Below are 14,233 nucleotides of genomic sequence, written 5' to 3'. Positions count from 1 at the left end.
TTATGTTTGATACTAGGGTATGTAAACTATTAAATATTAAATACCCAATTGTACAAGGGGGCATGGCATGGGTAGCTACCCATGAATTAGCAGCAGCTGTCTCTGAAGGTGGAGGATTAGGAATTATTGCAGCAGGTAATGCACCACCTGAGATAGTCAGAGAGGAAATTCGAAAGGCAAGAAAGTTTACTGATAAACCTTTTGGAGTAAATATAATGTTAATGTCGCCTTTTGCTGAAGATATAGTAGGTATAATCTGTGAAGAAAGGGTTCCTGTAGTGACTACAGGTGCAGGAAATCCAGGCAAATTCATTAAAAAGTTTAAAGAATATGGCATAAAAGTAATACCTGTAGTACCTACTGTGTCTTTAGCAAGAAGATTAGAACGGGAAGGCGTTGATGCCTTAATAGTAGAAGGCACAGAAGCAGGTGGGCATATTGGAGAATTAACCACCATGGCTTTAGTTCCTCAAGTGGTAGATGCGGTTAGTATTCCTGTAATAGCTGCAGGAGGCGTTGGTGACGGAAGAGGCTTTTTAGCTGCTCTATCCTTAGGTGCTGAAGGGGTTCAATTAGGGACTAGATTCGTCTGTTCTACTGAATGTATAGCCCATGAAAATTTTAAAGAAATGATAATAAAGTCTAAGGATAGAGATGCTATAATCACTGGAAGAAGTACTGGCTATCCAGTTCGTGTACTAAAAAATAGGTTTACTAGAGAATATTTAGAATTGGAAAGAGAAGGACTATCCTTTGAAAAGTTGGAAGAATTCGGTGCAGGAAGACTTAAACTGGCGGTAAAAGATGGGGATATTAATAAAGGTTCTGTTATGGCTGGACAAATATCAGGTCTTATTAAAGATGTAAAACCCTGTAAAAATATAATAGGGGATATTATCAATACTGCCAAAGAACAATTGAACATCTTAATCTCTATAAAAGGGGGCTTAGACCAATGATAAAAGTTGCTTTTATTTTTCCTGGTCAAGGTTCCCAATATGTAGGAATGGGAAAAGATTTTTACGAAGCATTTCCTGAATCGAAACAAGTATTTGAAGAGGCCAATGATTGTTTAAATATGAATATAAAAGATATTTGCTTTGAGGGGAAAGCTGAAGAATTGATCAAGACAGAAAACACTCAGCCTGCTATACTAACTACCAGTATTGCAATGATGAAGGCATTGGAGAAGAAAGGAATAGATTGCGAATTTACAGCAGGATTAAGTCTAGGTGAATATACTGCCCTTGTAAAATCTCAAGGTATTAGTTTTCAAGATGCCCTTTGGCTTGTAAAAGTTAGAGGAAAATTAATGCAAGAAGCGATACCAGAAGGAGTAGGTGGTATGGCAGCTATACTGGGTTTAAGTAGGGAAAAAGTATTGATGGCTATAGAACGGGTGAAAGACCATAATATAGTAGAAGTAGCTAACTATAACTCACCAGAACAGATAGTTATTTCTGGAGAAAAAGAAGGAATTCAGTTAGCTTGTGATGAAGCATTGAAATTAGGAGCTAAAAAGGCAGTTACCTTATCTGTAAGTGCACCTTTTCATTCTAGCCTATTGAAACCTGCTGGGGAAAGATTAAAGGAGGAATTGGATAAAGTTAATTTATCGGATTTAAGCAAAAATCTAGTATCCAATGTAGATGGTAAGCCTATAACTTGTAAGGAAGAGATAAAAGAGAAATTAGTAAACCAAGTAAGTAGCTCTGTACTATGGCAGGATAGTATAGAGTTTATGATGAAAGAAGGAGTAAATACCTTTATTGAAATAGGTCCAGGAAAAAGCCTTACAAGTTTTGTAAAGAGAATAGCAAAATCCATAGATAAACAGGTAGAAACATTTAATGTCAACAATGTGGAAACCTTGAAAAACACCATAGACTCCTTTGGGAAGGGGGTGACAAATTGAGTTTAGTTGGGAAAAATGCCTTGGTAACAGGTGCTTCAAGAGGTATAGGCAAAGAAATTGCTTTAGAACTTTCAAAACATGGTGTTAATGTAGCTATTAGCTATATTAATAATAAGGAGAAAGCTCAGGAGGTGGTAGACGGGATAAAGAAAAATGGAATTAATGGTATGGCTATAAAAGCTGATATTTCAAAAGAGGAAGATGTAGCAAATATGGTGGAAATTATTAATGCTGAATGGGGACCAATAGATATATTGGTTAATAATGCAGGAATAACTAAAGATAATTTGCTTATCCGTATGAAAACAGAAGAATGGGATGATGTAATTGGAACAAATCTTAAGGGTACTTACCTATGTACTAAATATGTAGTCAGAGGAATGATGAAAAAGAGATATGGTAAGATTATAAATATTGCTTCTGTAGTAGGTATTACTGGCAACTTTGGGCAAGGAAACTACAGCGCTTCAAAGGCGGGAGTTATTGGATTTACCAAATCTATGGCTAAAGAGTTAGCTAGTAGAGGTATAAATGTCAACGCAGTAGCACCTGGTTTCATAGAAACGGATATGACAGAAATATTAAAGAAAGATATTAAAGATTCACTGGTTAAAAGTATTCCAATGGGCAGAATAGGTACACCCAAAGATATTGCAAACATTGTAGTATTTTTAGCTAGTGAAAAATCAGATTATATTACTGGTCAAATAATAAATGTTGATGGCGGAATGGTCATGTAAAATATAAGGAGGATTGGAAAATGATAAATTTTGAAAGAGTAAAAAATATTATTGCAAATACTTTAGAGATAGATGATGTGGAAACCATTACTATGGAAACTTTCATAATGAATGATTTAGATGCAGACTCTTTAGATGCAGTAGAGGTAATGATGGCTTTAGAAGATGAATTTAATATTGAAATACCTGATGAAGATGCTGGGAAGTTCAAAAATATAGGTGATATAGTGAAATATATCGAAGAAAAAATTAGCTAATATTCTTTTTGTTGGGAGGCATATAATTGAAGAGAGTAGTAATAACTGGATTGGGAGCTATAACACCTATTTCATTAGCAGGTTTTAATTCTATGAAGGCCTTATCTACAAGGAATGAAGAACCTACTAAAGCTAGTAGACCTTTTGATAAAGATAGAGATGGATTTGTAATGGGAGAAGGAGCAGGGATTCTTATATTAGAAGAGCTAAACCATGCATTAAAAAGAGGTGCGTTGATATATGGAGAAATAGTTGGCTATGGAGCTACATCTGACGCTTATCATATTACTGCACCAGATTCAGAAGCAGAAGGTGCTACAAAGGCTATGAATTTAGCATTATCAGATGGCAAAGTTCATTATACTGAAATAGATTATATAAATGCCCATGGTACCAGTACTTATTATAATGATAAACTGGAAACCTTGGCAATAAAGAAAGTATTTAAGGAACATGCATATAATGTATCTATAAGTTCTACAAAATCCATGACGGGGCATTTACTTGGAGCTGCTGGTGGAATAGAGGCTATAGTTGCTATATTAGCCATTGAGGAAGGTATAATACCACCTACTATAAACTATGAAAATCCAGATGAAAGCTGTGATTTAAACTATACTCCAAATTATCCAATAAAGAAGGATGTAAAATATGCTCTATCTAATTCATTAGGATTTGGAGGCCACAATGCTACAATATTATTAAAGAAATATATTGATTAATCAATGTGCAATCTACTTCCAATACAAAGGCTTTGGAGTTTATATCCCAAAGCCTTTGTTTTTTTGAATAAACCTATTCTTCCTAGTCTATACTATGCTATACTTAAGTATAGCATAGTAGTTATGGAGTGATATTATGATGTTTAATATTCCGGATTATGTAGAAATAATAATGGATAGATTGGGAAAAAGCGGGTACGAAGCCTATATAGTTGGTGGTAGTGTAAGAGATATGCTTTTAGGAAATAAACCTAAGGATTACGATATTGCTACGAATGCCTATCCTGAAGAAATAGAGTACATTTTTTCTGATTACAAAACTATTGATGTTGGTAAGAAATTTGGCACAATATTGATTTCTCAGGAAGAAGGGGATGTAGAGGTTACCACCTTTAGAAAAGAAGGTAGTTATATAGATGGAAGAAGACCAGAATGGGTATCATTTTATTCTAATATTGAAGATGATTTAAGCCGCAGGGATTTTACTATTAATGCAATTGCATATAATAAATATAAGGGAATTATAGACCCTTATAACGGAAGAAAGGATTTAAAAAGAAAGATAATAAGAATAGTAGGAGAATCAGAAGAAAGGTTTAATGAAGATTATCTTAGAATCTTAAGGGCAGTTAGATTTGCATCACAGCTTAAATTTACAATAGACGAGCCTACTTTTAGTGCTGGAATAAAATGCAGCCCTAATATAGAAAAGGTTAGTGTTGAGAGAATTTCTAGTGAATTCTTTAAAATTCTTCTAAGTGAAACTCCTTCTTATGGTATTAGATTATTAGAAAATATTGGAGTGTTAAAAATAATTTTACCAGAAATAATTCCTTCAATAGGATTTAAGCAAAACAATCCTCATCATGAAATGGATGTATACAATCATATATTATGTGTACTAGACAATACACCACCAATTATTCAGATAAGACTAGCAGCATTATTTCATGATATAGGAAAGCCCTATACTTTAGCAATAGATGAAGAAGGAATAGGACATTTCTATGGCCATGATAAAATAGGAGCTGATATGTCAAAAGAAGTATTAAAGAGGCTTAAAGCTTCCAATGAGCTTATAGAGAAAGTATTTAATCTTGTAAAGGATCATATGAATCATCATGTAGATTTTAAAGAAAAAGGGTTGAAGAAACTCATTAGAAGGTTAGGAGAAAAAGAAGTATTTCATTTAATAGATCTTCAAATAGCTGATATAAAATGCTCAAATAAAGAAGCTACTATAAACCATATAATCGAAAGAAGGAATAGGATAGATGAAATACTAGAAAAAGATGAAGCCTATGAAATAAACCATATGAATATAAATGGTAAAGATTTACTGGATTTAGGGTTTGAACAAGGTCCTATTATTGGTGAAATATTAGAGTATCTACTAGAAAAGGTAATAGAAAAACCAGAACTAAACGATAAGGAAATATTGAAAAGGATTGCCCTAGACAAGTACTCATCGAACTTTGCAAAGTAGCAAATTTACTGTCAATTGTTTATTGTCCATTGCAAGAGGTTGTGTTATTATTAAATTGATATAAGTCTAAATTAGGAGGTAATAGAATGGGGAAGTTATTCGGAACAGATGGTATAAGAGGAATTGCAAATAAAGATTTGACTCCAGAGTTAGCCTTTAAAGTTGGAAGGTCAGGGGCCTATATATTATCTAATGGAAATAAAGGAAGGATAGTCATTGGTAAGGATACAAGAAAATCAGGTGATATGTTAGAGGCAGCTCTTATAGCAGGAATTTGTTCCATGGGTTTAGATGTAATATCTTTGGGAGTTGTGCCTACTCCAGCAGTTGCTTATTTAACTAGAAAATATGATGCCTTAGCAGGAGTTGTAATATCCGCTTCCCATAATCCAGTAGAATACAATGGAATTAAATTTTTTAATAGTAGTGGATATAAATTAATGGATGCTGTGGAGAATGAAATTGAAAAACTAGTATTAGATAGTGAGGAAATATCTTTAAGACCTACAAAGGAGGATATTGGACAAACTATTATTGAAGATGAAGGATATAAACATTATATTGACCACTTAAAATCCACTATAAAAGGAGATTTAAGTGGAGTTAAAATAGCTGTTGATTGTGGAAATGGAGCCTTATATAAAATTGCACCTAAGTTATTAAAAGAATTAAATGGTGAAATAATAGTAATTAATGATAAACCAAATGGTTGTAATATAAATGTTGAGTGTGGTTCTACTAATCCATCTATGATTCAATCCTTAGTACGGGAAACTAAAGCAGATATAGGGTTATCCTTCGATGGTGATGGAGATAGACTTATAGCTGTAGATGAACAAGGGGGTATTATAGATGGAGACCATATATTAGCTATATGCGGTACTTACTTACGTAATAGTGGTAAGCTTAGAAATAATACGGTAGTAGGTACAGTAATGACTAATATGGGATTAGATATATATTTGAAAAGTAAAGGGATAGATATTGTAAAAACAGCTGTTGGAGACAGATACGTACTTGAGGAAATGCTTGCTAATGACTATGTATTGGGAGGTGAACAATCTGGTCATATAATATTTTTAGAACATAATACTACAGGTGATGGATTGTTAACAGGCCTTCAAATGATACAAGTAAAGAAAGAAACTGGGAAGAAGCTATCAGAATTGAATAACTTAATGACTAAGTTTCCACAAGTACTAATAAATGCTAAAGTAAAGAATGAACTAAAGAACTACTATCTAGAAGATAAGGAGATAAAACTTAGAATAGAAAAGATAGAGAATATGTTCCATGGTGAAGGACGAGTTGTCATAAGACCTTCGGGAACAGAGCCTCTTGTAAGAGTTATGATAGAAGGGAAGAAGAGAGAAAAAATAGAGCATATTGCTAAAGAATTAGCAGAATTTATTGAAGAAAGAATAGGGAAATAGAAAAATTGAGGTGATTATATGGAGTATAAAATAGTTGCTGATAGTAGCTGCGATTTAAATCAGGAGTTGCAAAATAAGTTAGATATTGGACTAGTACCTTTAAAAATAGATGTGGAAGGTCATACTTTTGTTGATGACCATACTATGAATGTAAAGAAATTATTAGCTGAAATGAAAAAAAGTCAAAATCCTATTAAAACATCTAGCCCTTCACCGGGAGAATTTTTAGTTGAATATGATAAAGCTGACAATATTTTTGTAGTAACCATATCTTCAGCATTAAGTAGTACTTATAGCAATGCAGTATTAGCTAAGAACATTGCTCTTGAAAAGGGAAATAAATTTATTCATGTTTTTGACTCTTTAAGTGCTTCTATTGGGGAAACTTTAGTAAGTATTAAAATATTCGACTTAATCCAGAAAAATTATGATAGAAATGATATAGTTAGTAAAACAGAGGAATATATAAAGGAAATGAAGACTTTTTTCATATTAGAATCTTTAGATAACTTGATTAAAGCGGGTCGCATAGGTAAAGTTATAGGTCAAATTGCTACAAAATTATCTATTAAGCCTGTGATGGGTTCAAATGATGATGGTACTATAAGATTAGTAGAAAAGGTAAGAGGAAGTAAAAGAGCTTTTAAACGTTTAGTAGACATCATCGGTGAGCAAGGAGATAAGGTAGAGGACAAGATATTAGGTATAGCCCATTGCAATGCATTGGATAAGGCTGAAAAATTAAAAAATGAGATACAAAAAAAGTATAATTTTAAGGATATTATTATAGTAGAAACTGCTGGGTTAAGTACAGCTTATGCAGATGATGGAGGAATAATTTTAGCCTTTTAAAAAAGTAAACTCTCTAAATAGAGAGTTTACTTTTTTCTTTTTGGTGGATAAATAGTTTTTTAAACTTTATATGTGATTCATATTCAGTTCTAGATATTTTGCCTGTTCTTTTTAACGCATCTAATAATTGGAAAAAATCTGTACATAATTCAAATAATTCATTTTCAATTCTATCCACAACACCACCCCATATATTTTATACTTATTAATTAAATATAAGATTAGAAAATCCTTCATTAAATTGAAAATATTACAAAAAATTAATATACTTCATTACATTATTCGTATTAAGCTATAAAAATTTAATATTGCAAAAATAAATTAATATAACAATGCATACTTAACATATTTTTATAGTATATGTTATAATAGTGGAAATATAATCAATGTTTTAAATAATTAAACAATTCGACAAAATAAGACACAATAAACTTAGAGGATAAATCAAAGGGATGTAGAATTGTCTAAGTGTAGGTGCTAGGGTTTTTTTATAGTTGATGATACATAAAGTTTATGATTTATCTATTTAAAAGGCATTAATGTCCTTATTTTAATCTCTACTGATTATTACTCATTATTTTACTTGGTTTTTGAAAGTATTGTATTATACCTTCCATTGACAGAAATAAGTAAATAATGGTATAATACAGTATATTAATAATATTCAAAAAAATGAATTAAAGGGGGAGTATTTTTAATGAAAAGAAAATTATCGTTATTATTAGCGCTGGTTTTAGTACTATCAGTTTTCTTAGCAGCATGTGGTAAAACTGAACAACCTGCTGATGTTGGCGAAGAACCAGCAGATGTTGAAGAACCAGCAGACGAGGGTGCAAAGAACCCTGCTAAGGATAGGGCGGATGCAGACGATACCATAATCATTGGTATGACAGAAGCAAAAGGTGATTTTATGCCAGTTTATTACAGTACTTCATATGATGGCTATGTAGTTGGATTCATTTTTGACGGATTATTTTCCAACGATGAATCAGGGACATATGTACCTCATGTAGCCAAGGATTGGGAAATATCAGAAGATGAAAAAACTTATACATTCTATTTAAGAGATGATGTTAAGTTTTCAGATGGTACACCACTTACAGCTCATGACGTTGAATTTACTTATCTAGCAATGGCAGACCCTAATTATGATGGTAGATATTTCTCATATGTAAACAGAATTGTTGGGTACGAAGATTATCATGATGGTGATGCTAAAAATATGTCAGGTATAGTAGTTCATGATGATTACACAATATCCTTCACATTCAAAGAAAGAGAAATAGTAAACTTTGAATATTGTAATATGCCAATAATGCCAAAACATCACTATGGATTTGAAAAAGGTGATATTGATGCATTGAAGGCAAAAATGCAAGAACCACTTGGCACTGGCGGATTTACATTTGAACATTTAGAACCAAGTCAATATGTAGAATTAAAAGCAAATAAGGATTATTTCTTGGGAGCACCTAAATTTGAAAATCTAATTCTTAAGTTTACTACTGCAGAAACTATGTTAGCTGAACTTGAAAAAGGAACTATCGATATTCAAGATTCAGTAACCAATACAGTAGAAAACTTAGAAACAATGGAAGCTATGGGATTTGTACATCTTAACGCATTTCCTAATAATGGTTATTCCTATATTGGATTAAACCATACAGATCCAAGACTAGCTGATAAGAGAGTTCGTCAAGCATTAGTTTATGGATTAGATCGTGAAGGTTTCGTACAAAACTTCTTTAAAGGTCATGGTGAAGTATGCCACGTACCATTATCACCAGTATCTTGGGCATATACAGATACTTTAGTTGAAAAGATGAACAAATATGAATACAACCCAGATAAAGCTATAGAATTATTAGAGGAATCTGGATGGGAACTTGGCTCCGACGGAATTAGGGAAAAAGATGGTATGAAACTTAGTTTCGTATATTCAACTTATCCAGACGTAGAATGGGTAGAGCAATTAATTCCAGTATTGATAGACAATTGGGGTAAAATAGGTGTTGCTATAGAAGTCAACTATATGGACTTTAATGCATTAACCGACGCTGTATTTGAAGAACAGGACTTTGATATGTATAATATGGCTTGGGGATTAAGCATTGACCCTGACGCCTCAGGAGTATTCCATAGTAGGGAATCAGTTAAGAGTGGTAACAATGCTGTTCAATTTAAAAATGAAAGAAATGATGAACTACTTGACGCAGGTGTAGCTGAATTCGATATAGAAAAACGTAAAGAAATATATGAAGAATGGGCTCTTCTAGTGAATGATGAACTTCCATATATATTAATATATCAAAGAGAGCAATGGAATATGGTAAATGATCGTATAAAAGGATTTGATTGTTCACCATATATAGATATGAACCATCCTAGTGTATTCTTAAATATGGAAATAGTAAAATAATAGGATTTAGAAGAGGATATAAATATGCATAAACCCGGTACTAGACCACCGGGTTTATGTTGTATTAACCATAACTTTATAGCATTAAAGGGCTGATAATCAAGGAGGGAGAATATGCTAAAATATATAGGACGAAGACTATTACATTTAATACCTGTAATTTTAATCATATCTATTTTAATATTTGGAATAATCAAATTGACCCCTGGGGACCCAGTTGGAGCTAATTTAGATCCTAGATCCACTGCTGAACAAAAGGAAGCAGAAAGGGCTAGATTAGGCTTGGATAAACCCGTTCATATCCAATATTGGAACTGGCTAAAGCGTTCAATTAGAGGAGATTTTGGGAATTCATATATCTATAAAGTACCTGTTAGTAAGGTAGTTCCTACGTTTATTAAGAATAGCTTTATATTAAATGTTTTTGTATATATATTTGCTTTTTTAATATCCGTTCCAATAGGTGTAATAACAGCGGTTAAGCAGTATTCGAAAACGGATAATTTCTGGAGTGCTTTTTCAATCATAGGTATTTCTATGCCTACATTTTTCTTTGGGTTATTATTAATCTATTTCTTTGCAGTTAAACTGGACATGTTTCCTATAAGTGGAATGATAACTACTGGAAGTAAAGCCACAGGTCTGGCAAGGTATAAAGACATATTACATCACATGTTTTTACCTGGCTTAGTTTTAATTATAGGAAGTTTGGCTAGTTTAGTTCGATATACCAGGACTTCCATGCTAGAGGTAATAAATCAAGATTATATTCGTACAGCTAGATCTAAAGGGTTAGAAGAAAAGGTAGTAATATATAAACATGCCTTTAGGAATGCCCTTATTCCGATAATAACAATTGTAGGGTTTATGATACCAGGGCTTTTTTCAGGTGCGGTAATGTTAGAAACTGTATTCAATTGGCCTGGAATTGGAAGAGTTTTAATTGATGCTGTCAACCTTAGAGATTATAATCTTATGATGGCTTTAAATATGTTCTTTGCAATATTGACTCTATTAGGGAATCTATTGGCAGACATAGGATATGCTTTAGTAGATCCAAGAATCAAAGTAGATTAGAAGGGGGGACATGAAATGGCTGAGAAGAATATAGATTTAAAACCTGATATAAAAGACGAGGAAGTAAAGAGTGAAAGCGAACAAGAGATATTAACACCTTGGAAACTTATAAGGCGTAAATTTTTAAAGAGGAGACCCTCTGTAGTGGCTTTGATAATACTAGGAATTATAATTTTAGCTGTTCTATTGGCTCCCCTGTTAGTTGTTCATGACCCTTATGAGTTGGATTTCACTAATACTAATCAACCACCAAGTAAAGAACATAAATTGGGTACAGATGAACTTGGCAGGGATTATTTATCGAGGGTTTTACATGGAGGTCAAGTTGCATTACAAGTAGGTATATTTGCAGTAATTATACAAGTAATACTAGGAACATTAATTGGAGGGATTGCAGGTTATTATGGGGGATGGATAGATAATATTTTAATGAGAATTACAGAAGTTTTCATGTCTTTCCCTTTCTTACCACTAGTAATAACTATTTCTGCCGTTGTCGGAGTTAGAATAAGTCCAGAGCAAAAGATGTACCTTGTTATGGTTATTTTAGGGATTTTAAGCTGGCCTGGACTTGCTAGGATAGTTAGGGGGCAGATATTATCTTTAAGGGAGCAAGAATTTGTTCTTGCAGCAAAAGCATTAGGAATAAGAAATACAAGAGTTATTTGGAGACATTTAATACCAAATACCGTAGGATATATTGTGGTCAATGCTACGATCGGAGTAGCATCTGCCATATTACAGGAAAGTGCACTATCCTTCCTTGGACTTGGGGTAGCACCACCAGTACCAACCTGGGGTAACTTAATCCAGTATGCAAGGAATATGTATAATTTACAGCATCGTCCTTGGCTATGGATACCACCAGGATTATTGATTTTTGCTACAGTAATGTGTATTAATTTAATAGGTGATGGTTTGCGTGATGCTATAGACCCAAAATCTTAAAAGGATAGGAGGATAGAATATGACTAAATTATTAGAAGTAAAGAATTTAAAAACCTATTTTTATACTGACGATGGAGTAGTTAAAGCTATTGATGGGGTTGATTTTTCAGTAGAAGCAGGGAAGACCATAGGTATAGTAGGGGAATCAGGCTGTGGTAAGAGTATAACTGCTATGTCAATACTACGTTTAATACCAGATCCTCCTGGAAAGATAGTGGACGGAGAAGCAATATTTGAAGGAGAGGATCTTACTAAAGTATCTGAAAAAAGGATACGAGAGATTAGAGGTAATAACATTTCCATGATATTTCAAGAGCCTATGACATCGTTGAATCCGGTATTTACTATAGGTTATCAAATAGGGGAAGTTTTAATGCTTCACCAAAAATTGACTGAAGAAGAGGCTAAAGAAAGAGCCGTTGAAATGATAAAATTAGTTGGAATCCCTAATGCGGATAGAATAGTTGAGGAATATCCTCACCAATTATCTGGGGGGATGAGGCAGAGGGTAATGATAGCTATGGCTTTAGCTTGCCAACCTAAACTTCTTATTGCTGATGAACCAACTACAGCTCTAGATGTTACTATACAAGCTCAAATATTAGAAATTATGAATGAGTTAAAAAGAAAATTAAATACATCTATTATGTTAATAACTCATGATTTGGGAGTCATTGCAGAGATGGCAGACCATGTTATTGTTATGTATTCTGGGAAAGTAGTTGAAGATGCACCAATTACTGAATTATTTAAGAATCCAAGGCATCCTTATACTATAGGACTTATGGCATCCATTCCTTCATTGGTTAAGGAAGGCCAAAGACTTGATACTATTCCAGGTGCTGTACCAAATCCACTTTACTTACCTAGGGGATGCTATTTCCATCCTAGATGTAAATATGCTATTGATGAATGTAGAAAAGTCCAACCTGAATTAAGGGAAGTAGCTCCTGGACACAAAGCCGCTTGTATAAGAGCTGAGGAGGTGACCAAATAATGAGCGAAGTTTTATTGGAGGTAAAAAATCTAAAAAAATATTTTCCTATAACTAGTGGATTTGTTAAAAGAAAAGTAGGGGATGTTAAAGCTGTAGATGATGTTTCCCTTTTTATTAGAGAAGGTGAGACATTGGGTATAGTAGGAGAATCAGGATGTGGCAAATCCACATTAGGACGAACCTTGTTAAGATTGTATGAGGCTACAGCTGGAGAGGTTACATTTAAAGGTATAGATGTGTTAAATGCTCCAAAAGACGAAATGCAAAAATTAAGAAGGGAAATGCAGATAGTATTTCAAGACCCATATAGCTCATTAAATCCAAGAATGACCGTATCTCAAATAGTAGGAGAAGCTTTAGTTGAACATGGGTTGTATAAAAGAGGAAAAGAATTGGATGATTATGTAGTGGGAGTTATGAATAAATGTGGATTAGCTAGGTATCATATGAATAGATATCCCCATGAGTTTTCTGGAGGTCAAAGGCAACGTATTGGTGTGGCCAGAGCTTTAGCATTAAGTCCAACCTTTATAGTGGCAGATGAGCCTGTTTCAGCTCTTGACGTTTCTATTCAATCACAGGTGATTAATTTATTTACAGATTTACAAAGGGAATTAGGCCTATCCTATATGTTTATATCTCACGATTTAGGAGTTGTTAGATATATATCCCATAGGGTTGGAGTTATGTATTTAGGTTCTCTAGTAGAGTTGGCTGAGAAAAATGCCTTGTTCGACAGTCCAAGGCATCCTTATACCCAAGCTCTATTATCAGCTATACCAGAACCTGATCCAACTGTTAAAAGGGATAGGATAATACTTGAAGGGGATATACCAAGCCCATCCAACCCACCATCAGGATGTAAATTCCATACACGTTGTATGTATGCTGAAGATATTTGTAAGGAAGTAATACCTGAGTTTAGAGATTTGGGAGGAGAACATTTTGTGGCGTGTCACTTCGCGAAATAGAAAGCCAATTAAAGAACTTGAAAGGGAAGTTAAAGAAGAAGTCGATAAAAAACATAAAGAAGAACCTTTTGAATTTACAAAGCAGGATATTTTAGCTATGATTATAGCTGGCTACCAATTAATAATGCCTATTGTATTAATTGGAGTTTTAGTAATGACCATATTCACTTATGTTTTTTTGAAATTCTATTTAAAATAAAAACGATAAAACAAACATGATAAGTTTATATAAACTTATCATGTTTGTTTTAATATTACAGCATAAGTTTTTTAACCAATAAAGAAAAAAATCATTGACATGATAATATCTTGAGTTCTGTATTTGTCAACTGAAAACTATACCATATTTTAATCGAAAACTGGGCCAGTTGAAATAAAAAAAATTAATTACTTTTCTCTAACCACTCTTTAGTTTC

14 protein-coding genes and 1 pseudogene are annotated in these 14,233 nt (G+C 33.2%); 14 read left to right on the top strand and 1 reads right to left on the bottom strand.

What is annotated here, in order from left to right:
- Window positions 1-2 precede the first annotated feature (2 nt).
- The 8 genes and pseudogenes from fabK (at window position 3) to C3E90_RS01825 (ending at window position 7,405) form a co-directional block, all read left to right on the top strand.
- A complete protein-coding gene (gene fabK / locus C3E90_RS01860; RefSeq protein ID WP_236913848.1) occupies window positions 3-959 on the top strand; it encodes an enoyl-[acyl-carrier-protein] reductase FabK in 957 nt (318 codons plus the stop codon).
- Window positions 956-1,915, top strand: a complete 960-nt coding sequence (gene fabD / locus C3E90_RS01855; RefSeq protein ID WP_236913847.1) for an ACP S-malonyltransferase — start codon at window positions 956-958, stop codon at window positions 1,913-1,915. Before fabK ends, fabD begins: the two co-directional genes overlap by 4 nt.
- Window positions 1,912-2,655, top strand: coding sequence for a 3-oxoacyl-[acyl-carrier-protein] reductase (fabG, locus tag C3E90_RS01850; RefSeq protein ID WP_236913846.1), 744 nt, complete (start codon window positions 1,912-1,914; stop codon window positions 2,653-2,655). The genes fabD and fabG overlap by 4 nt, the downstream gene beginning before the upstream one ends.
- 20 nt (window positions 2,656-2,675) lie before the next feature.
- Entirely contained in the window at window positions 2,676-2,912 is a 237-nt protein-coding gene (gene acpP / locus C3E90_RS01845) for an acyl carrier protein (protein ID WP_236913845.1), read from the top strand.
- Between the two features lie 35 nt (window positions 2,913-2,947).
- Window positions 2,948-3,634: pseudogene (locus tag C3E90_RS01840) on the top strand (beta-ketoacyl synthase N-terminal-like domain-containing protein); the annotation flags it as partial.
- Between the two features lie 136 nt (window positions 3,635-3,770).
- On the top strand, window positions 3,771-5,120 hold the full coding sequence (locus C3E90_RS01835; RefSeq protein WP_236913844.1) for a CCA tRNA nucleotidyltransferase: 1,350 nt from the start codon (window positions 3,771-3,773) through the stop codon (window positions 5,118-5,120).
- Window positions 5,121-5,206: 86 nt separating this feature from the next.
- On the top strand, window positions 5,207-6,553 hold the full coding sequence (gene glmM / locus C3E90_RS01830; RefSeq protein WP_236913843.1) for a phosphoglucosamine mutase: 1,347 nt from the start codon (window positions 5,207-5,209) through the stop codon (window positions 6,551-6,553).
- An 18-nt stretch (window positions 6,554-6,571) separates the two neighbouring features.
- On the top strand, window positions 6,572-7,405 hold the full coding sequence (locus C3E90_RS01825) for a DegV family protein (protein ID WP_236913842.1): 834 nt from the start codon (window positions 6,572-6,574) through the stop codon (window positions 7,403-7,405).
- A gap of 13 nt (window positions 7,406-7,418) precedes the next feature.
- Here the strand turns inward: C3E90_RS01825 and C3E90_RS01820 are convergent, their stop codons facing one another.
- The gene (locus C3E90_RS01820) at window positions 7,419-7,583 is read right to left on the bottom strand and encodes a hypothetical protein (RefSeq protein WP_236913841.1); all 165 of its coding nucleotides are present in this window, start codon (window positions 7,581-7,583) and stop codon (window positions 7,419-7,421) included.
- A gap of 519 nt (window positions 7,584-8,102) precedes the next feature.
- On the opposite strand from C3E90_RS01820, the gene C3E90_RS01815 reads away from it, so the two are divergent.
- From C3E90_RS01815 to C3E90_RS01790, 6 genes are all read left to right on the top strand, one after another.
- The gene (locus tag C3E90_RS01815; protein WP_236913840.1) at window positions 8,103-9,824 is read left to right on the top strand and encodes an ABC transporter substrate-binding protein; all 1,722 of its coding nucleotides are present in this window, start codon (window positions 8,103-8,105) and stop codon (window positions 9,822-9,824) included.
- A gap of 114 nt (window positions 9,825-9,938) precedes the next feature.
- On the top strand, window positions 9,939-10,901 hold the full coding sequence (locus C3E90_RS01810; RefSeq protein ID WP_236913839.1) for an ABC transporter permease: 963 nt from the start codon (window positions 9,939-9,941) through the stop codon (window positions 10,899-10,901).
- 15 nt (window positions 10,902-10,916) lie between these two features.
- A complete protein-coding gene (gene opp4C / locus C3E90_RS01805; protein WP_236913838.1) occupies window positions 10,917-11,849 on the top strand; it encodes an oligopeptide ABC transporter permease in 933 nt (310 codons plus the stop codon).
- 19 nt (window positions 11,850-11,868) lie between these two features.
- The gene (locus tag C3E90_RS01800; protein WP_236913837.1) at window positions 11,869-12,846 is read left to right on the top strand and encodes an ABC transporter ATP-binding protein; all 978 of its coding nucleotides are present in this window, start codon (window positions 11,869-11,871) and stop codon (window positions 12,844-12,846) included.
- Window positions 12,843-13,817: an ABC transporter ATP-binding protein gene (locus tag C3E90_RS01795; protein ID WP_442870550.1), complete on the top strand. Its 975-nt coding sequence runs from the start codon at window positions 12,843-12,845 to the stop codon at window positions 13,815-13,817. Before C3E90_RS01800 ends, C3E90_RS01795 begins: the two co-directional genes overlap by 4 nt.
- Entirely contained in the window at window positions 13,792-14,016 is a 225-nt protein-coding gene (locus C3E90_RS01790) for a hypothetical protein (protein ID WP_236913835.1), read from the top strand. Before C3E90_RS01795 ends, C3E90_RS01790 begins: the two co-directional genes overlap by 26 nt.
- Window positions 14,017-14,233: the final 217 nt, after the last annotated feature.

Source organism: Clostridium sp. Cult2, assembly GCF_021655075.1.
In the GTDB taxonomy this organism is placed as follows: Bacteria; Bacillota; Clostridia; order Tissierellales; family Tepidimicrobiaceae; genus Schnuerera.
Note: the sequence above shows the minus strand (reverse complement) of the source record. Positions and strands in the feature narration are given on the sequence as shown.

What these genes read in the sequence shown, in the direction of transcription:
- fabK (WP_236913848.1), top strand. Translation starts at nt 3, where the DNA reads ATGTTTGATACTAGGGTATGTAAACTATTAAATATTAAATACCCAATT.
- fabD (WP_236913847.1), top strand. Translation starts at nt 956, where the DNA reads ATGATAAAAGTTGCTTTTATTTTTCCTGGTCAAGGTTCCCAATATGTA.
- acpP (WP_236913845.1), top strand. Translation starts at nt 2,676, where the DNA reads ATGATAAATTTTGAAAGAGTAAAAAATATTATTGCAAATACTTTAGAG.
- C3E90_RS01835 (WP_236913844.1), top strand. Translation starts at nt 3,771, where the DNA reads ATGATGTTTAATATTCCGGATTATGTAGAAATAATAATGGATAGATTG.
- glmM (WP_236913843.1), top strand. Translation starts at nt 5,207, where the DNA reads ATGGGGAAGTTATTCGGAACAGATGGTATAAGAGGAATTGCAAATAAA.
- C3E90_RS01825 (WP_236913842.1), top strand. Translation starts at nt 6,572, where the DNA reads ATGGAGTATAAAATAGTTGCTGATAGTAGCTGCGATTTAAATCAGGAG.
- C3E90_RS01815 (WP_236913840.1), top strand. Translation starts at nt 8,103, where the DNA reads ATGAAAAGAAAATTATCGTTATTATTAGCGCTGGTTTTAGTACTATCA.
- C3E90_RS01810 (WP_236913839.1), top strand. Translation starts at nt 9,939, where the DNA reads ATGCTAAAATATATAGGACGAAGACTATTACATTTAATACCTGTAATT.
- opp4C (WP_236913838.1), top strand. Translation starts at nt 10,917, where the DNA reads ATGGCTGAGAAGAATATAGATTTAAAACCTGATATAAAAGACGAGGAA.
- C3E90_RS01800 (WP_236913837.1), top strand. Translation starts at nt 11,869, where the DNA reads ATGACTAAATTATTAGAAGTAAAGAATTTAAAAACCTATTTTTATACT.